Here is a 26521-nt window from a genome sequence, read left to right as displayed (position 1 = left end):
ATGCGCACCCGTGCCGCCGTCGCCCTTGAGGCCGGCAAACCGCTCGAGATCATGGAAGTGGAACTGGACGACCCGAAGGCGGGCGAGGTTCTGGTCGAGATCAAGGCCACCGGCCTGTGCCACACCGACGAATTCACCCGCTCGGGCGCCGACCCCGAGGGCCTGTTCCCCTGCATCCTCGGCCATGAGGGCGCGGGCGTGGTGGTCAAGGTCGGCGAGGGCGTCACCACGCTGAAGCCGGGCGATCACGTGATCCCGCTCTATACCCCGGAATGCCGCCAGTGCCCGTCCTGCCTGTCGGGCAAGACCAACCTCTGCACCGCCATTCGCGGCACGCAAGGCCAGGGCCTGATGCCCGATGGCACCACGCGTTTTCACATGCTCGATGGCACGCCGATCTATCATTACATGGGCTGCTCGACCTTCGCGAACCACACGGTCCTGCCGGAAATCGCGCTGGCCAAGGTCCGCGAGGACGCGCCCTTTGACAAGATCTGCTACATCGGCTGCGGCGTCACCACCGGCATCGGCGCGGTGATCAACACGGCGGGCGTGGAAATCGGCTCGACCGCGGCGGTGTTCGGCCTTGGCGGGATCGGTCTGAACGTGATCCAGGGCCTGCGCATGGCGGGCTGCGACATGATCATCGGCGTGGACCTGAACGACGACAAGGCGGAGATGGCGAAGAAATTCGGCATGACGCACTTCGTTAACCCGTCCAAGGTAGACAACACCGTGCAGGCGATCGTCGACCTGACGAAGCGCGGCGCGGACCAGATCGGCGGCGTGGACTATTCCTTTGACGCGACGGGCAACGTGAAGGTGATGCGCGACGCTTTGGAGTGCTCGCACCGTGGCTGGGGCGTGTCGGTCATCATCGGGGTCGCCCCGGCGGGGGCCGAGATCTCGACCCGTCCGTTCCAGCTGGTCACCGGCCGCGTCTGGAAGGGCACCGCGTTCGGCGGCGCCAAGGGCCGCACCGACGTGCCGAAGTTCGTCGACTGGTACATGGACGGCAAGATCGAGATCGACCCGATGATCACGCACAAGCTGACCCTGGACGAGATCAACCACGGCTTCGACCTCATGCACGAAGGCAAGTCCATCCGCGCAGTCGTCGAGTTCTGATCTAACGGTGCCCCGCTCCCTCTCGGACCGGGGCACCGTCGCATCACATTGCGACAGCGTCAAAGCATCCAAAGTACCCGATGCGGGAACGCTCCGCCGCATCTGGCGTTCTGCAATGCAGCAAGGCATTGTGCCCGGACACGCCCCGGAGAGTCGCCAGGTGTTCACGTCTGACAACCACACAGGTTCGAGAAGCCCATGACGCTGGTCTTTCTGGCAAACGGGCTCTTGGTCATGGCGATGTCAGGAATGATGGCCCTGATCGCGCTGATCTACCCGGACACGCGAGGCGTCTTTCTCGAGGCGGCGACTTTGACGGGCTTCATGGGCGGTTTGATCGTGCTCGCCCTGCTGAACCGCCCCCGCGAATTTTCGCGCCTGCACTCCTTTCTACTGACCGGCACGATCTGGATCACCGGGGCAACCATGGGCGCCGTGCCGTTGTGGTTGTGGCAGATGGCACCCGTGGATGCGTTTTTCGAATCCATGTCCGGCATCACCACCACGGGGTCCACCGTGATGACGGGCCTGGACACCATGCCTCGGGGCATTCTGCTGTGGCGCGGGTTGCTGCAATGGCTGGGGGGCATCGGGTTCATCGTGGCTGGCATCGCCCTGCTACCGATCCTGCGCGTGGGCGGGATGCAGTTGTTCAAGACTGAAAGCAGCGAGAAGGGCGACAAGGAAATGGCCACCGCAGCGCGGTTCGCCGGCACAACCCTTTGGGTCTACCTCGGGCTGACCCTTAGCTGTATCGTCGTCTATCGCATCGGTGGCATGAGTGTTTTCGACGCCATCGTCCATGCCATGACGACCCTGTCGACAGGGGGCTACTCGACGTCGGATTCCTCCTTCGGGCAATTCCAAAGCCCCTTTCTGGAATGGTCCGCCACGCTGTTCATGGCCTGCGGAGGACTGCCGTTTGCATGGTATATGCGGGTCTTGGGCAGGGGCGACTGGCGGAGCGAACAGGTCCGCGCCCTTCTGATCCTGTTTGCGGTCTCGATCACGATGCTGACCGCCTGGCGGGTCTGGACCTCTGGCGCCCCGGTCTTCGAAGCCCTGCGCCAGGTGTCGTTCAACGTCGTCTCCGTGGTGACGACGACCGGCTTCGCCACGGTGGACTATACCGAATGGGGCGCCTTTGCCGCTGTCGCCTTCCTCGTCCTGACAGCACTCGGGGGATGCACCGGCTCGACCTCTGGCGGAGCCAAGATGATGCGTTGGGTGATCGTCCTGAAATTGCTGGCGATCCGTTTTCGCCGCGTCCGCCTGCCCCATGCCGTTCTGGTCGCTCGCTACCAGGGTCGCGCGGTCGGCGATGACGTTGTGACCGGCGTCATGACCTTCTTCGTCCTCTACGTCATCACGGTCTTTGGACTGGCGATCTTGCTGGACTTCTACGGCCTCGACCTCACGACCTCATTCAGCGGCGCCTTGACGGCCGTTGCCAATGTCGGGCCGGGGATAGGCGACACTATCGGCCCCGCGGGGAATTTCTCTACCCTTCCGGACGGTGCAAAGTGGTGGCTGGCGCTTGGGATGTACGCTGGCCGACTTGAGATGATGACCGTCTTCGTGCTCTTCACGCGCGTGTTCTGGCGCGAGGCCTTGTGATCGGCTAGTCAGAAGAAAACCAGTCACAGGGGGCGAATATGCGCAACAAGGTCAGGGCCTTGTACGTGGGCGAAAGCGATGCAGCCCATCGGTTCCGCTACGCTGTGTTGATCTTTGACATCGTGACGATCCTCTTCGTCATCGCCACGTCCTTTACCGATCACGGACCGATGGTCGAGGCGGTTGATGCGGTCTTTGGCGTGGTAATCCTGGTGGAATTCGGCCTGAGGGTCTGGATTTCCACCAACCGGATGCGGCTGTTCACCCGGCTGACGACCATTGCAGACCTGATCGCCATCGTCTCCTTCCTCGCGCCGCTGGCCGGCGAGGGCCTTGGTTTCCTGCGCGTGCTCAGGACATTGCGTCTGCTGCACACCTACCATTTGGGCGAGCAACTGAAACGCGACTTCCCCTACTTCCGACAGCACGGCGACGTGGTGCTGGCCGTGATGAACCTTGGCGTGTTCATTTTCGTGATGACGGGGCTGATCTATGCCACGCAATACCCGCGCAACCCGCAAATTCAGAACTACGCAGATGCGCTCTATTTCACCGTCACCGCGCTGACGACCACGGGGTTTGGAGACATCACCCTGCCGGGAACCCTGGGGCGGATGATTTCCGTGGTGGTCATGCTCTTCGGGATCACGCTGTTCCTGCGGCTGGTGCAGGTGCTGTTCCGCCCCAACAAGGTGCGTTGCGAATGCGAGACCTGTGGGCTGATCCTGCATGACGCGGACGCCGTGCACTGCAAGCACTGCGGGTCTGTGATGAACATCAAGACGGAGGGGGTCACATGATCCGACAGGCCACGGAGGCGGACAAACCCGCCATCTGGGCGATGCTGGAACCGGTGTTCCGCGCAGGCGAGACCTATGCCATCGACCGCGACATCTCGCGCGAGGACGCGTTGGCCTATTGGTTCGGACCGGAACGGACGGTCTTCGTCTACGAGGACGACGGCACGGTGCTGGGGACCTATTACATCGTGCGCAACCAGAAAGGCGGCGGCAGCCACGTCTGCAATTGCGGCTACGTGACGGCGGCGCAGGCCCGCGGCAAGGGCATCGCCCGCGCCATGCTGGCCCATTCGCTGGAGGTCGCGCCGACGATGGGATTCACCGCCATGCAGTACAATTGTGTCGTATACACCAACACCCGGGCCGTGGACACCTGGACCCGCGCCGGCTTCGACACCGTCGGACGCCTGCCGGGTGCCTTCCGGATGCCCTCCGGCGAAACGGTGGATGCTCTGGTGATGTTCAGGACGCTTTGACCAGATAGACCCTCCGTCGCGGAACCTGTTCGCTCCGGCCCGTCTCCGTGCTACCTGTCACTCAATGGCCTGACGGAGACCCCAATGCCCAATGACACCCGCCTTCTGGCGATCCTGATCGACGGGGATAATGCCTCGCCCAAATATGCCAAGGCATTGTTCGAAGAAATCGCATCCATGGGCGAAGCCTCGGTGCGGCGTGTCTACGGCGATTTCTCCAGCCAGCAGATGAACGGCTGGAGCAAGGTGTCCGCCGAATTCGGTCTGGTTCCGCTGCACTCACCCGCCAATACGGTGGGCAAGAACGCGTCGGACATCGCACTGGTGATCGACGCCATGGACCTGATGCACACGGGGCGCTTTGATGGCTTCGTGCTGGTCAGCTCGGATTCGGACTTCACGCGGCTGGCGAGCCGCATCCGCGAGCAGGGCCTCGACGTCTATGGCATGGGAATGCAAAAGACGCCCGATGCCTTCCGCAAGGCCTGCAAACGGTTCATCTACCTCGAAAACATCGATTCCGGCCCGGAAGAGGCGCAGGAGAAAAAGGCCGACAAGCGCCCATTGACCGAGGCGCGCGACCTGATCTTTCGCGCGATGGACAGCATCGACGGCGACGACGAGTGGTACAAGCTGGGCGATATCGGGCAGGTCATCACCGCTGCCAACCCGGATTTCGACACGCGCACCTATGGCAAGCGCAAGCTGAGCGACCTGATAAAGGTTTTGAAAGTTTTCGAAACCCGCACCGAGGCCAGCCAGCTGATGGTTCGGCGGGTGGACTGACGGGCGCGGCCTTTCCAAGCGCCGCTTTCTGTGGTTGATGCGCCGCAAACGCAGCACGGAGCCCGCGCCATGTACATTGCCTCGCTGATCGCCAAACCCGGAACGCTGGACCCCGCTCTGGTGGTGTCGCTGCGCGATGCCTTCGGCGGCGCAGAGGTGGTCTGGCTGGCCCCCGGCGAGGCGGCGGAATTCGCCCTGCCCGCGCGGCCCGCGAATTTCGACGAGGCGCGCGAGTCCGTCGCCGCACAGGTCGATCTGAACATCGTGGTGGCTGAGGGGCGGCAAAAGAGGATGCTGCTGGCCGACATGGATTCGACCATGATCCAGCAGGAATGCATCGACGAACTGGCCGAAGAGGCAGGCGTCGGCGCGCACGTCAAGGACATCACCGCACGCGCGATGAATGGCGAACTGGACTTCGAAGGGGCGCTCATCGAGCGCGTGGCGCTGCTGAAGGGCCTGCCCGAAAGCGTCATCGACAATGTCGTGGCGGAGCGCATCACCCTGATGCCCGGCGGCAAGGAACTGATCGAGCGGATGCACGCGGCAGGCGGTCACGCAGCACTGGTGTCGGGAGGCTTCACCGCATTCACCGCACGGGTGGCGGCGCTGCTGGGCTTTGATGAGAACCGCGCCAACACTTTGCAGATTGAGGAAGGCGTTCTGAGCGGTGAGGTCGGGCGCCCCATTCTCGGCAAACAGGCGAAGGTCGACGCGCTGGAACAGATCACCGCACGCCTCGGCATCACCGAGGCCGACGTGATCGCGGTGGGCGACGGGGCCAACGACCTCGGGATGCTGAACCGTGCGGGCATGGGCGTTGCGCTGCACGCGAAACCTTCGGTGCAGGCGCAATGTGACCTGCGGGTGAATCACGGCGACCTGACGGCGCTGTTGTACCTGCAAGGTTACGCCAAGGCCTGATCCCAAGGTCAGTTACCTGTGGAGGCAAAGGTGCGAGAGGCGCTGCCTCTCGCGCTCTCCGGAGATATTTGAACCAAGAAGAAGCAGCAAACCCGCTCCCCTGCTTCTTCTTGGTTCAAATATCTCCGGGGGGTCGGGGGGCTGGCCCCCCGTGGTGTAACGACTCAGAACACGCCGGCCTTGGCTCGAATCTCGCCCGTCGCGGTGCCCGCGAAATTGTGGATCGGCGGATTGAGGAAGGTCTTTACGTCTGGGTGGTCGGCGTCCAGAACACCCAGTCGCACAAGGATCGCAGCGATGGCGCAATCGGACGCTCGGGTGGCGCCGTCGGTGATCTTCAGCGACACGCCAAGACCGCGCTCCGGCAGGATGGCGATGAAGTAGCCCTCGGCCCCGGTCTTGATCGCCACGGGTTCCTTTGCGGCCTGCATCAGCTGGGTACAGGCGCGGCCTTCGCCTGCGACGTGCATCGGGTGGGCGATCATGGCGCTGGCCAGTCGGGCGGCGGATTTCGACAGCACGTCACCGCGCGTCTCGGCAGAGGCAAAGAACGCCATGGCCCGGGCCATGCCATGCATCGTCGTGGCAAAATTCGGCGCGGAACAGCCGTCGATCCCGTAGCCGGGCGAGGTCTGCCCGGTGACTTCCTCGAAGACCGACTTGATGGCGCGCTGCACCGCGTGTTCGGGGCAGCAGTAGTCCGGCCCCGCACCAAGATGTTTCGTCAGCGTCAGGAAACCCGTGTGCTTGCCCGAGCAGTTGTTCATGATCCGGCGCGGCTCTTCTTCGCGGCGGATCATGCCAAGGCGCAGGTCCTTGTCGCGCGAGGGTTCGGCGCCGCAGATCAGGTCGTCCTCGGTGCGGCCGATGTCGGCCAACCAGTCGGCCACGGCGGCATTGTGCAGCGGCGCGCCCTGATGCGAGGCACAGGCCAGCGCCAGCCGTTCGGTGGTCAGCGAGAACGCGTCCGCCGCGCCGGAGGCCACCAGTGGCAAGGCCTGAAGCATCTTGGCCGAGGATCGGGGCAGGATCACCTGGTCCGGGTTGCCCCAGGCCTCGACGATCTCGCCGCTGGCATCGCAGATCACCGCGTGCCCCGTGTGGCGGCTTTCCGCCAGAGGTCCGCGGACCACTTCGACCATCTCTACCGGACCGGATTGCGCGCTCATGATGTGCCCCTTTTCAACGTCCCAACCCCCATATCCGGGGGTTAAGCGAAGCACCATACGCCGCTAAGCGACTTTCTGCCAACAGGGCTTTCGCATTTTGGTTTTTTCAGGCTAAAGTCCCGCCGTCGAGAGAACGCACCGTCGCGGTGTTGTCGAAGGTCGGGACAGGGCCGGACACGCGACAGGTAGAGGCTAAGGACAGCTGGAGGCTGCACGAATGAAATCTCACTTTGGTCGGATGGTTGCGGCCGTTCTGATGCTGGGTGCCACGGCTGCATCCACGGTTGGCGTGCCCATGGCACTGGCGCAGGAAAGCAGCACCAATCGTGTCGATGCGATGACCGACTGGTCGGTCTTCGAAGGTCAAAGCCCGCGCGAGTGCTGGGCAGTGACCACTTACAAGGAAAGCGTCAACACCAAGGATGGCCGCGTGGTCGCCGTGACCCGTGGAGAGATCCTTTTGATGGTGTTCTTCCGCCCCGAACAGGGCGTGAAGGGACAGGTTGCCTTTACCGGCGGGTATCCTTTCGCACCCGGGTCCACGGTGAACCTGGCGGTCGATAACACCGAGTACGAGCTTTATACCGAGGGCGAATGGGCCTGGCCGGCGACGCCGCAGGACGACCAGAAGTTGGTGACCTCGATGAAGCGCGGGTCTTCGGCAGTGCTGACGGCCGTGTCGGCCCGTGGCACGACGACGAAGGACACGTTCTCGCTGCTCGGCTTTACCGCCGCAGTCGAAGACGCCGAAAAGCGCTGCAACTGATTGCACCGTGAGCGTGCCAACGGGCAAACCGGACTGGATCGCCGTCGACTGGGGGACCTCGCATCTGAGGGTCTGGCCGATGGCGGGCGACGTGGTGCTGGCCCGTCTGGAGAGTGACAAGGGCATGGGGCGACTGACGCCCGATGCCTTCGAAGACGTACTGGTTACGCTTCTGGGCAACTGGCTGAACCGGGCCGAAGCACCGATAGACGTGCTGGTGTGCGGCATGGCGGGCGCACGGCAAGGTTGGCGGGAAGCGCCTTACCAGGCGGTTCCGTCGAAGGTGCCCGCGCGCGGAATTCCGGTTCCGGTGCGGGACGCAAGGCTGGCCGTGACGATCCTCCCCGGCATGTCGCAGGCAAAGCCTGCAGACGTGATGCGTGGCGAGGAAACCCAGATCGGCGGCTTCCTGAGATCCGAACCCGCATTCGATGGAGTTCTCTGCCTGCCCGGCACGCACACCAAATGGGTGCACATCAGCGCCGAGGAAGTGGTGTCCTTCCGGACCTTCATGACAGGCGAGCTGTTTGACCTTTTGTCGCGGCAGTCGGTGCTGCGGTTCTCCGTGGGCGACGGATGGGACGACGATGCGTTTGCGACCGCAGTATCCGATGCGATGGGGCGGCCTGCTGCCCTGTCGGCGGAACTCTTTGGGATACGCGCGGGATCTCTGCTGGACGGGACTGCGGAAGGTGCCGCACGGGCGCGGCTGTCCGGTTTGCTGATCGGCGCGGAACTGGCTGCCGCCCGGCCCTATTGGTTGGGCCAGGAGGTCGTTATCCTCGGCGAGGGCGGCATGGCGGAGGCCTATCGGGGGGCCTTGGCTTCGTTGGGTGCGACGGTGCGCTGCGTCCCGGTCGAAGGTGCGACCCTGGCGGGATTGATCGCAGCACGGAAGGCCACTTGAGCCGCGAGTTCATTGCCATCCTTCGCCGTTTGACGCCTGCGGAAGCGGAACCCGTGACGAAAACCTGATCGGCGCCGGGATCACCCGGATCGAGGTCTCGCTGAATTCGCTCAGTCCCTTCAACTGCATCGTGCAGGTGGTGCGGGCCGCGAGGGACCACGCGTTGATCCGTACGGGAACGGTTCTTGGTCCGTCGGATGTTTTGCGTCTGAAGGGTATCGGCGCTGGCATGGCGCCCTACCCCGATGTCTTCCCCACGACCGAGGCCTTTGCCGCATTGCGTAACGAGGCCGACGGCCTGAAGGTCTTTCCCGCATCGCTTTTGGAGTACAGGGGGGGCCTGGAAGCATTGAATGCTGTACTGCCTTCGGATGTAAAGACCTACGCCGTGGGCGCGGTCGGGCCAAGGAATTTCGCGCACCGGCAATCGGCGGGCATCGGTGGCTTTGCGCTGTGATCGAACCTGCTCAACCGGATTGTTCGATTGCGGAAATTTCCGAACGGGCTACGGCAGCGGTCCAAGCGTACGACGCATGTTTCTCCTAAACCTTCGATGGTTGGTCAGACGACCAAACGAGAGTGCCTCACAAGCGAAAATGTAATGACATAACATATCTAATACGATACGATATATCGCATCGACTGCCTGACGGTCCCACTTGATGTTGCAAGCTTGAAGAGGCGAAATTGCGATCAGATTGAGAAAACACCATGATGGGACATGTCGAGAAACTTTTGCTTCGTACACCGACTTGATTTCCTTCACCCCAATTTATCTTTCAGTGGCCCTAGCGCACGCCTTTGCAGCCATCTGCCCCACCTGAACACCTGAGAAAGTAACTTATGTCCCTACCCCTGCTTGCGACCGGATTGACGGTAAAATCCGAGAGCGGTCGTGTCCTGCTGGACGTGCCTACCCTGACAGTCAAGGCAGGTACGCTCCTGGGCATCGCGGGGCCTTCGGGCGCGGGAAAGACGACTTTGTTAAATGCCCTATCCGGCCTGCTGTCCGCCAACGGAAGCGTCCGTTGGGGTGAGGTCGATCTTCTGACACTCAGCGAAGACCGCCGCGACAGGTTCAGGGCGGCACATATGGGGCTGATCTTTCAGGACTTCCTGTTGTTCGACGAACTCTCGGCGCGGGAAAATGCCGAGTTGCGCGCGCTGTTTCTGCCCAAGCAGGACCGCGCCGAAGTGGTACGGCGGGCCGGAGAACACCTGACCCTGTTGGGGCTCGACGATGACATGCGCCCGGTGGCCAGCTATTCCGGCGGCGAACGGCAACGCGTGGCCATCGCCCGCGCATTGGCAGGCAACCCCGAGATCGTGCTGGCCGATGAACCCACAGCGGCGCTGGACCGGCGTACCGCCGAGCGTCTGATCTCGGATCTCGTGGCGCTGGCGCGGTCGGAACACAAGACGCTGATCGCGGTCAGCCATGACCCGCATCTGCTGGAGCTCATGGATCGGGTGCTGCACCTTGATGAAGGCCGGCTGGTGTCGGAGGACGCAGCATGAACGCGCTGTGGTCCGTGCTGCTGCTTTTGCCTGCCGTTGTGACGGGTTTCGTCTTGTTGAGAGGCTATCGCACCGCACCACTGGTGCGCGCCCTGCTAAGGCGGTTTCGTTGGACCAACGCGATGTTCATCGCCCTGATCGCCGTGTCCGTGGCGCTTGGCGTCGGGGTCATCGCGCAGGAACGCGGGTTGCGGATCGGGACGGCACAGGCGGCGGCAAAGTTTCCCGTCGTGGTTGGCGCTCCAGGGTCCGAGACCGACCTGTTGCTGGCGTCCGTCTTCCTGAAGTCCTCGGATACCGCGTTATTGTCCGGTGAAATCTTTGACCGGATCGCAGGGGACCCGCGCGTCCGGATTGCCGCACCTGTGGCCTTTGGCGACAGTCACCATGGTGCGCCGGTCGTCGGCACCACCGCAGAGTTCGTCTGGCACCTGAGCGGCGGCGACATGATCGGCCGGAATTTTGCCCGAACCGGAGAGGTCGTTGTGGGCGCCCTGTCCGACCTCCAGATCGGGGACCACTTCCATCCGTCCCATGGCCACGGTGCCAGCGCCGACGAAGAAGCGCACGAGGGCTTCGAGCTGGAGGTCGTCGGACGGATGCACCGGACTGGCTCGCCATGGGACCGCGCCGTGATGCTGCCGATCGAAACCATCTGGGAGATCCACGGGCTCGCCAATGGCCACACGATCGCGGATGGCGCGCGGATCGGACTGCCCTTCACTCCCGAAGTCTTTCCCGGCACGCCGGCGGTCATCGTCGTGCCGCGCGACCTTGGCGCGGCTTATGGGCTGCGGTCTCAATTCACGCGGGAGGGTCAGACCATGGCGTTCTTCCCCGGCGCAGTCTTGCAAGACCTCTATCGGATCATGGGCGACGTGCGAAAGGCGATGTCGATCATTACGGGTGTGACGCAGGCGCTGGTGGGGGCCGCAGTCCTGCTGGGCCTGTTCATCCTGTCACGGCTGATGCAGCGACACCTTGCGATGCTGCGCGCCGTCGGCGCGCCCCGGCGGTTCGTCATGGCTGTGATCTGGAGCTACGCCACGGTCCTGCTGGCATGCGGTACGGTGCTCGGCATCGCGCTGGGGTACGGTGCGGCTTTGGGGTTGAGTGAACTCGTCACCGCGCGGACGAATGTCATGATCCGGGCAGCTCCGGGCTGGACAGAAGTGCAACTCGCCTTCGGCTTCCTGTCGCTGGCCTCGCTGGCAGCGGTTCTGCCGACGATCGGCATCCTGCGTCGCCCGACTGTACAATCGCTGCGGTCCTGACCGCTGGACCTGTTGACGGTCCGCGCGGTCCGTGTACGCATGGCGTATACAGGGAGGCGCGGATGGCGATCAGCAAAAAGATGGAGTGCCACGAGGATCTGAAGGCACGCATCCTGAAAATGGACCTCGAACCTGGGGCAGAACTGGACGAGACGCAGGTGTCCCGGGCCTATGGCCTGTCGCGCACCCCGCTGCGGGAGGTGCTTCAGGCGCTTGCAGGCGAAGGGTTCGTCCGGTTGCAGCGCAACCGTGGCGCCAGCGTGGCCTCGATGGAGGTCGAGACTCTGCGCGCATTGATGCGGAGCGCGCCTTTGGTGCTGGTCAACGTGGCACGGCTGGCCGCCGACGACCGGAGCGCGGCTCACCTGGACGTCCTGACCGAGCGGCAAGCGGCCCTCGTCGCATCACTGGAGACCGGGGATGCGGCAGCGGCGGCACTTGCGGATCACGGCTTTCACCTTGGGCTGGGTGAGGCGGCTGGCGATCCTTACCTGATGCCAGCGTTGCGGCGGATTCTGGTGGATCAGACGCGCCTGAGCCAAGGCTTCTTTGGTCCTTCGGGCAAGAAGGAAAAGAAACTGGTCAAGAAGGCATTGGCGACGCATGACGCGCTGGTGGCAGCGGTCATGGCTCAGGATGCCGTCGCTGCCGCAGAGGCTGCCCTGGCGCGTTGGGCACTGACCCGGGAACGGCTAGAGAGATTGGTCACACCGGCGGCTCTGCCCGTCGACGTGACTGTATCCGAGGGAGAGACAGCGTAGCCCCCGCCTACGCTTCGGCTGTCGCGGGGGCCTCTGAACGGGCTTGCGCACTGTGCGCGCCGGCGCTGGCGGGCAAACCTGCGGACATACGCTTGAGCCGGAGAGCATTGCTGAGGACGAAAACCGAGGACAGCGCCATGGCCCCTGCCGCCAGCATCGGCGAGAGCATCAGCCCGGTGAACGGGTAAAGCACACCCGCAGCCACCGGAATCAGCACGACGTTGTAGCCAAAAGCCCAGAACAGGTTCTGCCGGATGTTGCGCAGCGTGGCGCGGCTGACGTGCAGCGCGGTGACCACACCCGCAACCTTGCCCGCACTCATCACAACATCGGCCGATTCGATCGCCACATCGGTGCCGGTTCCAATGGCCAGACCGACATCCGCCGCCGCCAGAGCGGGCGCGTCGTTGATGCCGTCACCGACAAAGGCGGTGGGACCGAACTCGGCTTGCAACGCCTGCAGCGCGGCCAGCTTGCCCTCGGGCAAGACCTCGGCGGTGACATGGTCGATGCCCAGCGCGCGGGCAATGGCATGTGCGACAGGCGCCGAGTCGCCGGAGATCATCGCAGTCTTGATCCCTTGGGCGTGCAGGGCGGCAATGGCCTGCCGCGCATCGGATTTCAGACGATCGGCGACGGCCAGAACGCCCGCCAACTGGCCGTCCACAGCGACTAGGATCGGCGTTTGCGCTTCCTGTGCGATCTCTTCAAGCTCGGCGCACAGCGCGTCGGTCGCGATGCCTTCACGCGCCATAAGGCGAGGATTTCCCGCGAGAATGGTGCGGCCCTCAACCGTAGCGCGCAGACCATGGCCGGGAATGGCCTCGACCGCCTCGGGCGTCGGTGCATCCGGCGCAGCGCGCAACAAGGCCTGTGCGATGGGATGCTCGGAGCCTCTCTCAGCAGCGGCGGCGAGGCGGAGCACCTCCTGAACCTCAAATCCCGGCGCGGCCTCCTGCCGGGTCAGTTCCGGACGGCCCTCGGTGAGGGTGCCGGTCTTGTCAAAGGCCACCAGCCGCACGGAGTCGAGCCGTTGAAGCGCTTCACCCTTGCGGAACAGAACGCCCAGTTCGGCAGCACGCCCGGTGCCAACCATGATGGACACCGGCGTGGCGAGCCCCATGGCACAGGGGCAGGCGATGATCAGGACAGAGACCCCTGCAACCAGCGCAAACGTCAGACCCGGCCCGAAAACCAGCCAGACGAGGGTGGTCAGCGCAGCCGTGAGCAGGACGGCGGGCACGAAGTACAGGACAACCTTGTCCGCCAGCGCCTGGATCGGCAGCTTCGCCCCTTGCGCCTGTTCGACCATGGCGATGATGCGGGCAAGAACGGTGTCCCTGCCCACGGCTTCGGCGCGATAGGTCAGGGTGCCATTGCCGTTGACCGTGCCGGCGGTCAGGGCCGCCCCTCCGGTCTTTTCGACCGGCGCCGCTTCCCCGGTGAGCATGGATTCATCGACGAAGGATCGCCCTGTCAGAAGAACGCCATCGACAGCGATGCGCTCTCCCGGCCTGGCCATGAGGATGTCGCCGGGATGAATGTCCTTCAACGGCGTTTCCGCAAAGGTTTCTCCGCGTTGGACATGAGCCGTGTCCGGGCGCAAGCCGACGAGATGACGGATGGCCGCGCCGGTGCGCCCCTTGGCCCGCGCTTCCAGAAAGCGCCCCACCAGAATGAGCGTAACGATCACGGCGGCGGCTTCGTAATAGACGGCCACGGCAGTTTCGGGCAGCAGCCCCGGCAGGAACAGAGCGACAGTGGAATAGATCCACGCAGCCAAGGTCCCCAGCGCCACCAGGCTGTTCATGTCCGGCGCGCCTTTGGCCAGCAACGGAAGGCCGACCTCGTAAAAGCGGCGTCCGGGGCCGATCAGGACCAACGTCGTCAATACGAATTGCAGCGTCCACCATTGTGTCTGCCCCAAGGTCGCCGTCAACCAGTGATGCAGCGGAGGAAAAAGATGCCCGCCCATTTCACCGAGGAAGACCGGCAAGGTCAGGGCTGCGGCAATCCACAGGTCACGCCGCAGGCGCTGCTGTTCCTCGGCGTGCGCGTCGCGCGCGGGGGCGTCCTCATCTATCGGACTGGCGGCATAGCCCGCTTTCGATACGGTGTCGGCGAGGGTCTGCGGGTCTGTAGACCCGGCAAGACTGACAATCTCGGCGGTATTCGACGCAAGGTTGACCGAAGCGGAGAGGACGCCGGGCACAGAGGTCAGCGCATGCTCCACGCGGCCAGCGCAGGAGGCACAGGACATGCCCTTGATCCCGAGCCGTATCCGTTGTTCCGCCGCCGGATAGCCAGCGGTTCTGAGCGCATCGCGCAACGTCGCAGCAGTTCCGCCGGTGACCTGCGCAGTGCGGGTGGCGAGGTTGACCGTAGCGGCAGTCACACCCTCGGCGGCCTCAAGTGCGCGGGTGGCGCGCCCGGCACAGCCACCGCAGTTCAGCTTCGTCACTTCGAATCGCAAATCGGTCATGGTGTTTCTCCTTGACCCTGCAGATAGGGCTTCCAGTCACTGGAGGGTCAAGGGGCGAGACCAATCAATGTGCGATTATGCCTCCAACGGCCATGTTTTCGCGACCATTGTCAGGACGTCATACTGCGCAACGACCTTGTCGTTCTGGTTCGACACGCGGCAGTCCCAGCGCACCTCTCCATAGACCGAGCCCTCGCGCGGGGTGATCTCCTTGCAGGTCAGCTGCACCTGCAGGCTGTCGCCGAAGTACACCGGGGTGAGGAAGCGCATGTCGTCCACGCCGTAATTCGCCAGAACGGGGCCGGGGTCGGGCTGCACGAACAGCCCTGCGGCGAAGCTGGCGATCAAGTAGCCATGCGCCACGCGGTCGTCGAAGAAGGGGTTTGCCTTGGCCGCCGCCTCGTCCATGTGGGCGTAAAAGGTGTCCCCGGTGAAGTGGGCGAAGTGCTCCACGTCCTCGCGGGTGATCTCGCGGCGCTCAGTGACCAGCTGATCGCCGATGCGCAGCGTTTCCAGTGACTTGCGGAAGGGGTGTTCGCCCGATTGCGTGGGCGCGCCGGGCACCCAGCGGCCCATCACGGCGGACAGCATCCTCGGTGTCCCCTGCACGGCGGTGCGCGCCATGAAGTGTTTCACGCCCCGCATGCCGCCCATCTCCTCGCCACCGCCGGCGCGACCGGGGCCGCCGTGGATCAGCGGCGCCAGCGGCGCGCCATGCCCGGTCGACGACCTGGCCGAGTCGCGGTTACCGATCAACACGCGGCCATGCTGCGGCGCGAGGCCGAGGGTCAGGTCGGAGGCGAACCCTTCGTCATTGGTGAACACCGAGGACACCAGCGAACCGCGTCCCTTCATCGCCAGCGCCATGGCCTGATCGACACCCTCGTAGCCCATCACCGTCGCCACCGGGCCAAAGGCCTCGATGTCATGCGGGGCGCGGGCGGTCAGCGGCGATGCGCAGCGCAGCAGCACGGGGTTCATGAAGGCCCCCGCCTCGGGGTCGCCCGACGACGTGGTGACGGTGGACGGATCGCCAAAGACAATCTCTGCCTCCTGCGCGATCCGGGCCACCTTCTCGCGCACCGACGCGCGGTCGTCCAGCGAGGCCAGCGCGCCCATACGCGTCGCCTCGTCCCCCGGCAGGCCGGGAACGGCCTTGGCCAGCTGCGCCGAGAGGGCTTCGATCACCGCCTGTTCGTGGTCCGAAGGCACAAGGATGCGGCGGATGGCGGTGCACTTCTGGCCCGCCTTTGTGGTCATCTCGCGGAAGACCTCGCGCACGAAGAGGTCGAACTCCGCCGTGCCCGGCCCCGCGTCGGGCGCGAGGATCGAGGCGTTCAGACTGTCCGCCTCCATGGTGAAGCGCACCGAGTTCTGCACGATCGCCGGGTGGCTGCGCAGCTTGCGCCCCGTCGCCGCCGAGCCGGTAAAGGTCACCACGTCCTGTTCGGTCACGTGATCCAGCAGGTCGCCGACCGATCCGCACAGCACCTGCAGCGCGCCCTCCGGCAGGATCCCCATATCGAGGATGCGCCGCACCACCAATTCCGTCAGGTAGGCTGTCCCCGAGGCGGGTTTGACCAGGCAGGGCATGCCCGCGATCAGCGCCGGGGCGATCTTTTCCAGCATGCCCCAGACCGGGAAGTTGAAGGCATTGATATGCACCGCGACACCCAGCATCGGCGTCAGCACGTGCTGCCCGACGAAGGAGCCATCCTTCGAGAGCACCTCGACCGGGCCCTCGGGGATCACGCGGGCGTTGGGCAGCTCCTTGCGGGCCTTGGAGGCGAAGGTCAGCAGCGTGCCGATTCCGCCCTCGATGTCGGGCAGGGCATCGCGCGGCGTGGCGCCGGTGTGCAGGCTCTCGGCGTGGAAGTCGGCCTTCTGCTCCATCAGCTTTTGCCCCACGGCCTTCAGCATCATGGCGCGTTCGTGGGTGGTGTATCGGCGCAGGGCGGGGCCACCGACCGCGCGGCCCCAGTCGAGGGCTGCAGCCATGTCGAGGCCCTCGGCCCCGATCAGCGCGTGCACCGCGCCAGTGGCGGCGTCCAGCACCGGGCGGCCTTCGCCGTTGCCCTTGCGCCATGCGCCTTCGATGTAGCTCTGCAGGCGGCGGGGGTCATTCGTCATAGGTCAGCACCACGGTGTCGGAGAGGGGGATGCACTGGCAGGACAGCACATATCCGGCGCGGACCTCGTAGTCCTCCAGCGCGTGGTTGGTCAGCATCTCGACCTCGCCCTCGGTGACCTTGGCGCGGCAGGTCGAACAGACGCCCGCCTTGCAGCTGTAGGGCGCATCCATGTGCTGCGCGATGGCGGCGTCGAGGATCGCGGTGCCGTCCTTGGGCATCTCGAACTGACGGGTCGTGCCGTCGAGCGTCACGGTCACGGCACAGCGCGCACCGTCGTTTGCGACATGGCGCGAGGTCGCGCGCTGTTTCGCGCGGCCCTGCTGGCTGGCGAAGAGTTCGAACTTCACTTGGTCCTCGGTCAGGCCATGGGCCATGAGGCTTTCCTTGATGGTCAGCATCATCGGCTCCGGCCCGCAGATGAAGGCGGTGTCGACGGACTCGGCGTCGATCCAGAGGCGGAACAGCGCCTCCATCTTCTCCGCGTCGATGCGGCCGGTGAAGAGGTCGATATCGCCCTCGGATTCGAGGACATGCAGGATCGAGAACCGCCCGAGGTAGGTGTTCTTCAGATCCTCCAGCTCCTCGCGGAACATGATCGAGGTGACGTTTCGGTTGGCATAGACCAGCGTGAAGGTGCTGTTGGGTTCGCGCGCCAGCGTGGTCTTGATGATCGACAGCACCGGCGTGATGCCCGACCCGCCCGCGAAGGCGAGGTAGTTCTTCGCCGAGGCGGGGTCGAGCACGGTGAAGAAGCGGCCCTGCGGTTCCATCGCCTCCAGCGTGTCGCCGGGTTTGAGGTTTTCGTTGGCCCAGGTGCTGAATGCCCCGCCGTCGACGCGCTTGATCCCGACGCGCAGCGCGCCATCGTCCAGCCCCGCGCAGATCGAGTAGCTGCGGCGCAGTTCCTCACCGTCGAAGTCGCGGCGGAAGGTCAGGTATTGGCCTTGGGTGAAGGCGAAATCGCCATCCTTCGGCTTGAGAGTCACGACTACGGCGTCGCGGGTCTCATGACGGACGTCGAGAACGTCGAGGGTATGGAAGCGGGGCATGTCAGACCTCCTCCTGTCTGAAGTCCGGGGTGCCTCAGTGGCACTTGAAATAGTCGAAGGGCTCAAGGCAGTCGCGGCAGACGTAGGCGGCCTTGCAAGGCGTCGAGCCGTATTGCGAAACCTTGTCCGTATGCGACGAGCCGCAGCGCGGGCAGTCGATCTTGAGGTTCGATCCCGACAGCCGCGCCGCGCGGCCCATGCGGCCATCGCTGGCGGTGCCGTCGACGGGCGGGGCGATGCCATAGGCGCGCAGTTTCTCGCGCGCGCTGTCGGTGATCCAGTCCGTCGTCCAGGGTGGCGAGAGGCGCCGTTCGAGGGCGATCTTCGCGATGCCCTTCTCGCGCAGCTTTTCCTCGACCATGAGGTCGATCACCGCCGTGGCGGGGCAGCCGGAATAGGTCGGCGTGACCGCGACGCGCAGCGTGTCACCCTGCCACGCGACCTCGCGGATGATGCCCAGATCGGTGACTGAGACCACGGGGATCTCCGGGTCCGGCACCTCGGCGAGCCAGGCCCATATGGTGTCCGTCTCTACCATTCGGCCCCCGGGTAGGCGCGTTGCAGGAACTGCATCTCGGCCAGGATATAGCCCAGGTGTTCGGTATGCCGCCCCTGCTTGCCCCCCGTGTGCACGTCGAAGCGGCGCTCGGGGCGGGTGAGGGTGGCCTCGTCGAGCGTCTCGGTGACGATGGCCTCCCAACGGGTGCGGATGTCCGCGAGGGACGGCGCGATCCCGGCCTCGGCCATGGCGTCGTCCACCGCGTCGCTGGTGAACATCTCGCCGGTGTAGGGCCAGAGGTGATCCAGCGCGGCCTGCATCCGCGCGTGGCTCTCTTCCGTCCCATCGCCCAAGCGTACGACGAGGTCCGAGGCGCGGTCGAGTTGGTAGGCCACTTCCTTCGCCGCCTTGGCGGCGATCTCGGCCACGCGCGGGTCGGTGCTGTCCTTGAGCGCGGTCAGCAGTTCGAAGTGATAGGCGTCGAACAGGAACTCGCGCATAACGGTCCGCGCCATGTCCTTCTGGCCCAGATCGCCGTTCGGCAGTTCCACCAGCTTCACGTTGCGAAACCCCATGGCGTCGCGCAGGTACGCGAGGCTGTCCGCCGTGCGGCCCTTGCCCTCGACCTCGGCCGCGAGGCCCAGCCACAGCTGGCACTGGCCGATCAAGTCGAGCGCAGTGTTCGCCAGCGCGATGTCCTCCTCCAGCACCGGACCATGGCCGCACCATTCCGAGGTGCGGTGCCCGAGGATCAGCGCATTGTCCCCCAGCCGGCAGAGCCAGTCGAAGAGCGCCGCGTCGGTCGTGCTGTCCAGCGCCATCACATGTGCCCCACTTCGTCGGGGATGTCGTAGAAGGTCGGGTGGCGGTAGACCTTGTCCTCTGCCGGATCGAAGAGCGCGCCCTTGTCCGACGGGGCCGAGGCGGTGATCTGCGCCGAGGGCACGACCCAGATCGACACGCCTTCCTTGCGACGGGTGTAGACGTCGCGGGCGTGGTTGATCGCCATCTCGGCGTCGGAGGCGTGCAGCGAGCCCACGTGACGGTGGTTCAGCCCGTGCTGGCCACGGATGAAGACCTCCCAGAGGGGCCATTCTTTCTTGGACATGTTCTCTCCCCTTATTCAGCGGCGTGGCGCTGGCGGCGCGCTGCCTGCTTGTCGGCATAGGCGCTCAGCCCGTCGCGGAACCATGCACCGTCGTCCCAGGCCTTGCGGCGCGCGCCGAGGCGTTCCTCGTTGCACGGCCCGTTGCCGCGCAACACCTCGAAGAACTCGGTCCAATCCGGCTCGGCAAAGTCCCAGCCCTGCTTGTCCTCGTTCCACTTGAGCGTCTCGTCGGGCACCGTCAGCCCAAGGTAATGCGCCTGTGGCACGGTCTCGTTGACGAAGCGCTGACGCAGCTCGTCGTTGGTGTTGATCTTGATCTTCCACGCCATGTTCTGGCTCGAATGCACGGACTCGGCGTCGGACGGGCCGAACATCATCAGGGACGGATACCAGAAGCGGTTGAGCGCATCCTGCGCCATGGCCTTCTGCTCGGGCGTGCCCTGCGCCATCTTCATCATGATGGTGTAGCCCTGCCGCTGGTGGAAGGATTCCTCCTTGCAGATCCGCACCATGGCGCGGGCGTAGGGACCATAGGAGGTGCGTTGCAAGGGCACCTGGTTCATGATCGCCGCGCCGTCGACCAGCCAGCCCACCGCACCCATGTCGGCCCAGGTCAGCGTCGGGTAGTTGAAGATCGAGGAGTACTTCATCGCGCCCGAGTGCAGCCGGTCAAAGAGTTCATCGCGCGAGATCCCCAGCGTCTCGCAGGCGGAATAGAGGTACAGCCCATGGCCCGCCTCGTCCTGCACCTTGGCCAGCAGGATCTGCTTGCGCTCCAGCGTCGGCGCGCGGGTGATCCAGTTGCCTTCGGGCAGCTGGCCCACGATCTCGGAATGGGCGTGCTGGCCGATCTGGCGGATCAGCGTCTTGCGGTAGCCTTCGGGCATCCACTCCTTCGGCTCGATCCGCTCTCCACGGTCGATGCGCGCCTGAAACGCCGCCAACTCTTCGAGGGTCTCGTCCGACTTCTCCGACTGGATCATCTGTGCGTACATCATCAATCCTCCCATTGCTGCGCGACCTTACCACGACCCGCTCAAGGGGTGTGAGTCCGGCGGCGCCTCCATTCGCTGACCGGTTGGTTGGTTTTTAGGTATCCCGGAAAACATCACGTGCAAAATCATTTTTTTGTTTTTGCGTGATGTTTTTGTTTAGCCATTGAATAACAGACGAAAAAATTTCGCCGATGTCAGGCCAGAGAGGCGAGCCTACGCTGTGTTGCATCCGTTTCGCGCAGCAGCGGACCGTCCTGAGTCTCGAAATGCACGGCGACCTGCTGATCGGCTGCAGAAGACAGCGCGTGGTACAAACGCACGAACAAGGCGCGCGCGCGCGGTGCGGGCCAGTCGGACGGCAACGCATCGAATGGCAGGCGCGGATCGGTCAAGGCGGCGCGCCGATAGTCATCCACCAGCCGCAGCCGCAAGGCCAAGGCATCGGGACCGGCGCAGGCGGCATCGTCCAGCGCGCTGTATCGCGAAAGCACGGCGCGATAGGACCCGGCAACCTCTGACAGCGGCCAAAGCTGGGCCGCCAGCGTGGGGAAATCGCCCTGAGACTGGTCGGCGTGCAGGATCACGCCCCCCTTCAGGGACAGATCATCGCGCGCGGGCGCCAGCGCGGCGCCAGAGCCCAACCGCACCCACGGCGCCTGCAGATCTTCCGCCCCGGCGCCCAACAACGCCACGCGCCACCCCTTCGGCGCAGCCGGCGGATCGAAAAGGATGCGCGACGCCTGTCGGAACTCGGCTTTTGCCCGTTCCGAAAGACGGTAATAACTGCGCCGCCCCACCCGAACGCCTTCAAGCCGACCGGCAGAGACCAGCCGGGACACGGCGGTCCGGACAAGGCTTTCGCTGATGCCGTGGCGGGCGCAGGTCTCGATCAGTGTGCCCATCCACAACGTGCCGCCGCGCGGCTCCACCACGTCGCCGTAGATGGTGACGATGAAGTGTGGCGCGCGCGGCGTATCAGGACAGATATCAGTGAGTTTCATGAACCGCAGTCATCGCGGAGCGGCACGCGGCTGTCCAGAGCATCCTCGGAACAGGCGTGTCACGCCGTCCCGGTTTCTGCCGCGATCTGGGCGCGCGACTTGCGCTCCCGCTCCGTGGCCGATTTCAGCTGACCGCAGGCGGCCATGATGTCCTCACCCCGTGGAGTGCGGATCGGAGAGGCATACCCGGCCTTGTAGATGATGTCGGCGAATTTCTCGATCCGCTCCCAGTCCGAACGCTGATAGGGCGAGCCGGGCCACTCATTGAAGGGGATCAGGTTGATCTTGGCCGGAATGCCCTGGATCAGCTTCACCAGTCGCCGCGCGTCGGCATCCGTGTCGTTCACGTCCTTCAGCATCACGTATTCAAAGGTGATCCGTTCCGAATTCGACAGCTTTGGGTATTCGCGCAGGGCGTTCAGCAGCGTTTCGATGTTCCAACGCTTGTTGATCGGAACCAGCTTGTCGCGGGTTTCGTCAGTGGTGGCATGGAACGAGACGGCCAGAAGGCAGCCAATTTCCTCGGCAGTCTTGGCGATTTCCGGCACCACGCCGGAGGTGGACAAAGTGATGCGGCGACGGCTGAGCGCGATGCCCTCGCCGTCCATCGCGATCTTCATCGCGTCGCGCACGTTGTCGAAGTTGTAGAGCGGCTCGCCCATGCCCATCAGCACGATATTGGACAGCAGGCGCGGCCCCTGTTCCCCGGTGCCCACGCCCGGTTCGGGCCATTCGCCAAGGTCGTCGCGCGCCATCATGATCTGGCCGACGATTTCCCCGGCTGTCAGGTTGCGCACCAGTTTCTGGGTGCCCGTGTGGCAGAAGGAGCAGGTCAGCGTGCAACCGACCTGAGAAGAGATGCACAGCGTCCCCCGGTCCGTTTCGGGGATGTAGACCACTTCGACCTCGTGGCCGCCCGCGATCTTCACCAGGTACTTGCGGGTGCCGTCGGCAGAGACCTGCTTCGACACCATTTCCGGCAGAGATATCTCGAAATGCGCCGCCAGCTTGGCGCGGTAATCCTTGGCCAGGTTGGTCATCTCTGCAAAGTCGCGCACACCCCAGAAGTACAGCCATTGCCAGACCTGGTTCACGCGCATCTTGGCCTGTTTCTCCGGCGTGCCGATGGCGATCAACGCATCGCGCAAGCCGTCACGCGTCAGACCAATGATGTTGGTCTTGCCGCCTTCGGGCAGTTTGCGCGGGATCGTCAACACGTCCTGGGTGATCGGAGCGTCGGTCATGGTCAGGCATCCTTCGGAGAAGAAGCCGCTTATATACAGGATTCGGCGCGGATTTCCATGGGGCCCACGCAATTCACCGTTACTCGGCCGGCTCTACCGCGTCGAAAGCGCCCGCCAACTGATTGCGCCGCTCCGCTCGTGCCCGCGCAGCCGCCACCAAGGCACGAAAGATCGCCCTCTGCCTGTGCGCGTAGAACAGGTGTTCGGGGTGCCATTGCACGCCAAGGGCAAACGGGTCCGAGGTGCGTTCGATCGCCTGCACCATGCCCGCCTCGTCCCGCGCAGAGACCTGCAACCCGTTGCCCAATGCGTCTACCGCCTGCGTGTGCAGCGCGTTGACCTTCATAGGTTGCGCGCCAGTATGCTCGGCCAGCAGCGTGCCCTCTATCAGGTGGACCTCGCGTTTGGGCAGGATCGTGCGGATCTTGCGCTCCATCCCGTAGGTCTGCCACGCGTTCTGGTCCAATGTCCCGCCAAGGGCGACGTTCAGCATCTGCGCACCGCGGCAGATGCCCAGCACGGGAATGTTGCGGGCGATGGCGTGCTCCGCGATTTCGCGTTCGAATCTGTCCCGCTCGGGATCGAGCCGTGCCGAAATGCCCAGCTTGCCGCCGTACAACTCCGGGCCAATGTCGTCCCCGCCGCCGATGATGACGCCATCGACCTGATCAAGATCATGCGGACGCCCCGCCCCCCAGCGCTTGCCCCTGCCCCCGGCCAGCCAGAGGCTCAGGTTCACGAGCGGATAGATGCGCCAGCCAGACCGTTCCGAGGTCGTGACGCCGATGATGGGACGGGTCATTCTGCGGCCTCCTGCCAATGGGTCTTGAAGCGCGCGTCGACCTTGGAGGCCCAACGACCATCCGCTCCCGGCGCGAAATGCATGTGGTCCAGCCAGTCCCTGCCCAAGGCCTCCAGCAGGTCCGCATTCTGTGCGACCTCTTCGACGGTCGACCACAGGCGCCAGCTGCGTGCGAGGGACCAATCGGGCTCGTCGATACGGCAGTCGGGCATTCGGAAATGAAAGGTTGGACGCGCCGACGTCTTGTCCGGCTTCGGGAACAGGCGTTGGTACAGTTCCGGCTCCGCATGGGCAAAGAGCGGAAACAGGTCCAGACCATGATTTCGAGAGTCGATATGGCGCGCGGCCACAGCCATCAGGGCAGCCATCGTGCCAGGCATGTTACGCGCCATGTCATCAACGAAAGAAGACGGCCATTGGTTCACATACGGCATCAGACGGCGCGTCATATCGAGGTCTTCCTCGCGGCGCAGCCACGGCTCAATCAGGCCAAAGGCCAGAATGGTCTTGAGCGTATGCGGATGGTCCGGAGCGACGACCTCAGTGTTCAGATGAACACCGAATCCCAACATCAGACCGTCCCGCGTGCCCGTCGCGCCACGTTCCCGCAGCGCCGCAACAAGATCGTCCAGCCTTGCGAGCCGGTCTGTGGGCAGAGGCGGAGCAATGATCTCGACCGGGACGAGGCCGGTGGCAAGGTCCAGACCCTTTTCAAGCAGGGGCACGCCCTTCTTCTTGCGCAGTACGGTGTCCAGTTCGACCTCGATGTCACCCAGTTCCGTCCCGAGAACCGTCAACTCACGGCTATCGCTCTCGGTGATCTCGCCGCCAAGCAGCTCGGCAATGCATCGCGCAGCTTGCCGCTCATCCATTCCAGCGAATTCAATCTCGACGCCAGTGCGACGCGGAGCGCCCTCTGCCGTGTCAGGCAGGGGCAGGGCCGGGTATGAATTGGTCATGCGCTGTGGCCTTTCTTCTGTCCCTCAGGCGGACAACGCGGAAAGGCGCTACAGGTTCCATCAGGCGGTTTCCGGCACGGGTTCGACCTCGACCTGGCCTTCGAAATCAGCCTCTGTGCGGTGGCCGGTAAAGACCAGCCCCCAGACCAGAACCGGCAGGGACACGATCCCGCCCACCGGCCCCCATAGCCAGAGACCGAAGAGGATGGCAAGAAAGACCACCAGCGGATTCAGGCGCAGTCGCTGCCCGACCAAAGAAGGTGTGACAAACTGCGCTTCGGTCAGGTTCAGGGCGAGATAGGCCAGTGGCGGAACCATGATCATCGCTCCCGAGAACTGCGTGAAACCCGCGATAAGCAGCGCCACCAAAAGCGCAATCGGACCGAGATACAGCACGAAGTTCAGGAGGAACGCCGCCCCGCCCCAAAGCATCGGGTTAGGCAACCCGATCAGCGTCATCACGCCAAAGACCGCCAGACCGAGCACTGCGTTGATGGTCGTCACCGTGATGAAGTAGTGCGATACCGCGCGGTCGGCGGCGCGGAGGGCGCTGGATCGTGCGGGAAGCGCGTCATAGATATCGTTCCCCGTCATCACGAAGAAAAACAGCGTGCCGGAGAAGATCATCGCCTGCGCCATGAAGTTCGGCGCCATCCAAAGGGCGTCGATCAGGGTCGGCACGGCGGCTTTCACCGCTTCGTCGCTGCCTTCCGCGAGACTTTCCTCGATCTCGCGCCCAAGCGATTCCGCACCACGTACCAACCGGACGATCTCGTCCAGCCAGTCGCGAACCTCTCTCTGGATCTTGGGGATTTCCTCCATCAGGCCGGACAGGACAGGACCGAGCGCCGAGAGCAGCAGGATCAGAAAGACCACCGCCACCAACAGGGCAACAGATGCGCTCAGCGACCGTGGCACACCGACACGACCGAGCCGCGTCACGATCGGCGCCAGGACGACACCTAGCACGAGGCCCAAGACGACCGGGGCGACGAGATCTCCCGCCAATTTCAGCGCGCCGATCACCGTGACCAGCGAAAGCGCGACCAACGCGCGCAAAGCGATACGAGACTCGCGGGGGGAAAGGCCCAGCATGGGTCAGATCCTGTCCTGATGGTGAAAGTGATGCGTGGGCGCGGGGCCTGACGGAAACGGCTGTATCCGGGCCTCCTCGACCTGCAACTGGGTCTCGGCGGCGCGGACGGATTGATCGCGCTTGGCCTGCGCCTTTCGCGCCTTCGTCGGCCACAGCGTCTTTGCCGCAAACGCTATTCCGGCGGCGGCAACCAGAAGGGCAAAAGGGTGCTTCTTTGCGATGCCGAGAGGCGTGGTCGGATGCTTTTCCACGTCTTCTTGCGCTTCCAGCGCCTCGATCCGCTTCCGGATAACGCGCTTACGTGCCTCAGGCGGAAGATGCCCGAGGTCCTCATGCAGCGACGCCCGCATGGTTTCAGCGTCCGCCTGAGGCATTGCCTCGGGTTTCGGCGCGGACGGTTTCGTCTTGCCCGTGTTCGCCGCAATCATCACGAGGCCCGCGCCGACCAAGGCGGTCGCCAGCGGATTTTTCTTGGCAGTCTCCATGGCAAGGCGCGCAGCGGATTGAGCGAGATCAGTGCTTGCCAGGGCCGTCGGTTGCGCGCCACGCGCAATCCCCGAGAGTGCCGCCGCGAGACCCGCGCGATGCATGGCGGCCTGCGCCTCCAATTCCTTAATACGGTCGGTCACTGGACATCTCCGTGGCACTTTTCAAATCGGCGCGAATATTCGCCATGGCGCGCTTCGGCACGAGATTGGAAACGCTGACTTTGCGAATTCCGACAAAGGCAAAAATCGCGGCCAGTAAGATTACAGAGGCCCCAACCATAATTGCCGACGCCAAAAGGCTGTATCCCTGCGCATTGACCGCAAGAACGGCCGCACCCGACAACGCCAGCAGCCCGATGAACGAAAGCATCGCAGCAAGCACAATCAACGAAATGCCCGCAGCCATGCGGGCAGCACCTTGTGACATCTCGGCCTTTGCCAAAGCGATCTCCACGCGTAGCAGGCCGCGCAACTCTTGGATGAGTATCGCGATGCTTCCGGTCAAACCGGAAAGACCGGGGTCGTGCTGTGCCATTTGTC

General features: G+C 64.3%; 27 protein-coding genes. 12 read left to right on the top strand and 15 right to left on the bottom strand.

Annotated features, from left to right (window positions below):
• From ACP16H_RS07825 to serB, 6 genes are all read left to right on the top strand, one after another.
• On the top strand, positions 1-1128 hold a 1128-nt coding region (locus tag ACP16H_RS07825; RefSeq protein ID WP_425071706.1), incomplete at its 5' end, for an S-(hydroxymethyl)glutathione dehydrogenase/class III alcohol dehydrogenase.
• A gap of 198 nt (positions 1129-1326) precedes the next feature.
• Positions 1327-2745 (top strand): TrkH family potassium uptake protein, encoded by a 1419-nt coding sequence (locus ACP16H_RS07820; protein ID WP_425071705.1) that lies wholly within the window; start codon positions 1327-1329, stop codon positions 2743-2745.
• Between the two features lie 38 nt (positions 2746-2783).
• A complete protein-coding gene (locus ACP16H_RS07815; protein ID WP_425071704.1) occupies positions 2784-3545 on the top strand; it encodes a potassium channel family protein in 762 nt (253 codons plus the stop codon).
• Positions 3542-4021 (top strand): N-acetyltransferase family protein, encoded by a 480-nt coding sequence (locus ACP16H_RS07810; protein ID WP_425071703.1) that lies wholly within the window; start codon positions 3542-3544, stop codon positions 4019-4021. The genes ACP16H_RS07815 and ACP16H_RS07810 overlap by 4 nt, the downstream gene beginning before the upstream one ends.
• A gap of 84 nt (positions 4022-4105) precedes the next feature.
• A complete protein-coding gene (locus tag ACP16H_RS07805) occupies positions 4106-4807 on the top strand; it encodes an NYN domain-containing protein (protein WP_425071702.1) in 702 nt (233 codons plus the stop codon).
• Between the two features lie 69 nt (positions 4808-4876).
• Positions 4877-5731 (top strand): phosphoserine phosphatase SerB, encoded by an 855-nt coding sequence (serB, locus tag ACP16H_RS07800; protein ID WP_425071701.1) that lies wholly within the window; start codon positions 4877-4879, stop codon positions 5729-5731.
• Between the two features lie 164 nt (positions 5732-5895).
• On the opposite strand, the gene ACP16H_RS07795 is transcribed toward serB, so the two are convergent.
• The gene (locus ACP16H_RS07795) at positions 5896-6900 is read right to left on the bottom strand and encodes an asparaginase (RefSeq protein WP_425071700.1); all 1005 of its coding nucleotides are present in this window, start codon (positions 6898-6900) and stop codon (positions 5896-5898) included.
• Between the two features lie 217 nt (positions 6901-7117).
• Between ACP16H_RS07795 and ACP16H_RS07790 the strand changes: the two genes are divergently transcribed.
• From ACP16H_RS07790 to ACP16H_RS07765, 6 genes are all read left to right on the top strand, one after another.
• Positions 7118-7666 carry an invasion associated locus B family protein gene (locus tag ACP16H_RS07790; RefSeq protein ID WP_425071699.1) on the top strand — a complete coding sequence of 183 codons (549 nt, stop codon included), beginning with the start codon at positions 7118-7120 and terminating at the stop codon, positions 7664-7666.
• A 13-nt stretch (positions 7667-7679) separates the two neighbouring features.
• Entirely contained in the window at positions 7680-8573 is an 894-nt protein-coding gene (locus ACP16H_RS07785; protein ID WP_425071718.1) for a 2-dehydro-3-deoxygalactonokinase, read from the top strand.
• Positions 8574-8736: 163 nt separating this feature from the next.
• Entirely contained in the window at positions 8737-9030 is a 294-nt protein-coding gene (locus tag ACP16H_RS07780; RefSeq protein ID WP_425071698.1) for a hypothetical protein, read from the top strand.
• Positions 9031-9416: 386 nt separating this feature from the next.
• A complete protein-coding gene (locus ACP16H_RS07775) occupies positions 9417-10091 on the top strand; it encodes an ABC transporter ATP-binding protein (protein WP_425071697.1) in 675 nt (224 codons plus the stop codon).
• Positions 10088-11365, top strand: a complete 1278-nt coding sequence (locus tag ACP16H_RS07770) for an ABC transporter permease (RefSeq protein WP_425071696.1) — start codon at positions 10088-10090, stop codon at positions 11363-11365. Before ACP16H_RS07775 ends, ACP16H_RS07770 begins: the two co-directional genes overlap by 4 nt.
• A 62-nt stretch (positions 11366-11427) precedes the next feature.
• The gene (locus ACP16H_RS07765) at positions 11428-12126 is read left to right on the top strand and encodes a GntR family transcriptional regulator (RefSeq protein ID WP_425071695.1); all 699 of its coding nucleotides are present in this window, start codon (positions 11428-11430) and stop codon (positions 12124-12126) included.
• Between the two features lie 7 nt (positions 12127-12133).
• On the opposite strand, the gene ACP16H_RS07760 is transcribed toward ACP16H_RS07765, so the two are convergent.
• From ACP16H_RS07760 to ACP16H_RS07695, 14 genes are all read right to left on the bottom strand, one after another.
• Entirely contained in the window at positions 12134-14608 is a 2475-nt protein-coding gene (locus ACP16H_RS07760) for a heavy metal translocating P-type ATPase (protein WP_425071694.1), read from the bottom strand.
• A gap of 75 nt (positions 14609-14683) precedes the next feature.
• The gene (paaZ, locus tag ACP16H_RS07755; protein WP_425071693.1) at positions 14684-16738 is read right to left on the bottom strand and encodes a phenylacetic acid degradation bifunctional protein PaaZ; all 2055 of its coding nucleotides are present in this window, start codon (positions 16736-16738) and stop codon (positions 14684-14686) included.
• Entirely contained in the window at positions 16728-17789 is a 1062-nt protein-coding gene (gene paaE, locus ACP16H_RS07750) for a 1,2-phenylacetyl-CoA epoxidase subunit PaaE (RefSeq protein ID WP_425071692.1), read from the bottom strand. The genes paaZ and paaE overlap by 11 nt, the downstream gene beginning before the upstream one ends.
• A gap of 34 nt (positions 17790-17823) precedes the next feature.
• Positions 17824-18327, bottom strand: a complete 504-nt coding sequence (gene paaD / locus ACP16H_RS07745; RefSeq protein ID WP_425071691.1) for a 1,2-phenylacetyl-CoA epoxidase subunit PaaD — start codon at positions 18325-18327, stop codon at positions 17824-17826.
• Complete coding sequence (gene paaC, locus ACP16H_RS07740; protein ID WP_425071690.1) at positions 18321-19109, bottom strand: 1,2-phenylacetyl-CoA epoxidase subunit PaaC; 789 nt, start codon at positions 19107-19109, stop codon at positions 18321-18323. Before paaC ends, paaD begins: the two co-directional genes overlap by 7 nt.
• On the bottom strand, positions 19109-19396 hold the full coding sequence (gene paaB, locus ACP16H_RS07735; protein ID WP_425071689.1) for a 1,2-phenylacetyl-CoA epoxidase subunit PaaB: 288 nt from the start codon (positions 19394-19396) through the stop codon (positions 19109-19111). Before paaB ends, paaC begins: the two co-directional genes overlap by 1 nt.
• Before the next feature lie 11 nt (positions 19397-19407).
• Positions 19408-20391 (bottom strand): 1,2-phenylacetyl-CoA epoxidase subunit PaaA, encoded by a 984-nt coding sequence (gene paaA / locus ACP16H_RS07730; RefSeq protein ID WP_425071717.1) that lies wholly within the window; start codon positions 20389-20391, stop codon positions 19408-19410.
• Positions 20392-20585: 194 nt separating this feature from the next.
• On the bottom strand, positions 20586-21392 hold the full coding sequence (locus ACP16H_RS07725) for a PaaX family transcriptional regulator C-terminal domain-containing protein (RefSeq protein ID WP_425071688.1): 807 nt from the start codon (positions 21390-21392) through the stop codon (positions 20586-20588).
• A 59-nt stretch (positions 21393-21451) separates the two neighbouring features.
• Positions 21452-22636 (bottom strand): 23S rRNA (adenine(2503)-C(2))-methyltransferase RlmN, encoded by a 1185-nt coding sequence (gene rlmN, locus ACP16H_RS07720; RefSeq protein WP_425071687.1) that lies wholly within the window; start codon positions 22634-22636, stop codon positions 21452-21454.
• A gap of 79 nt (positions 22637-22715) precedes the next feature.
• Positions 22716-23438 (bottom strand): gamma-glutamyl-gamma-aminobutyrate hydrolase family protein, encoded by a 723-nt coding sequence (locus ACP16H_RS07715; protein ID WP_425071686.1) that lies wholly within the window; start codon positions 23436-23438, stop codon positions 22716-22718.
• A complete protein-coding gene (locus ACP16H_RS07710; protein ID WP_425071685.1) occupies positions 23435-24397 on the bottom strand; it encodes an amidoligase family protein in 963 nt (320 codons plus the stop codon). Before ACP16H_RS07710 ends, ACP16H_RS07715 begins: the two co-directional genes overlap by 4 nt.
• Before the next feature lie 60 nt (positions 24398-24457).
• Positions 24458-25492: an AI-2E family transporter gene (locus ACP16H_RS07705; protein ID WP_425071684.1), complete on the bottom strand. Its 1035-nt coding sequence runs from the start codon at positions 25490-25492 to the stop codon at positions 24458-24460.
• Positions 25493-25495: 3 nt separating this feature from the next.
• Positions 25496-26122: a hypothetical protein gene (locus ACP16H_RS07700; protein ID WP_425071683.1), complete on the bottom strand. Its 627-nt coding sequence runs from the start codon at positions 26120-26122 to the stop codon at positions 25496-25498.
• A complete protein-coding gene (locus tag ACP16H_RS07695; RefSeq protein ID WP_425071682.1) occupies positions 26106-26516 on the bottom strand; it encodes a phage holin family protein in 411 nt (136 codons plus the stop codon). Before ACP16H_RS07695 ends, ACP16H_RS07700 begins: the two co-directional genes overlap by 17 nt.
• Between the last annotated feature and the right edge of the window lie 5 nt (positions 26517-26521).

The sequence above is a fragment of the Sagittula sp. S175 genome, from assembly GCF_049800975.1.
Taxonomy (GTDB): domain Bacteria; phylum Pseudomonadota; class Alphaproteobacteria; order Rhodobacterales; family Rhodobacteraceae; genus Sagittula.
The sequence above is the reverse complement of the archived record's forward strand: the minus strand, read 5'-3'. Positions and strand labels throughout refer to the sequence as shown.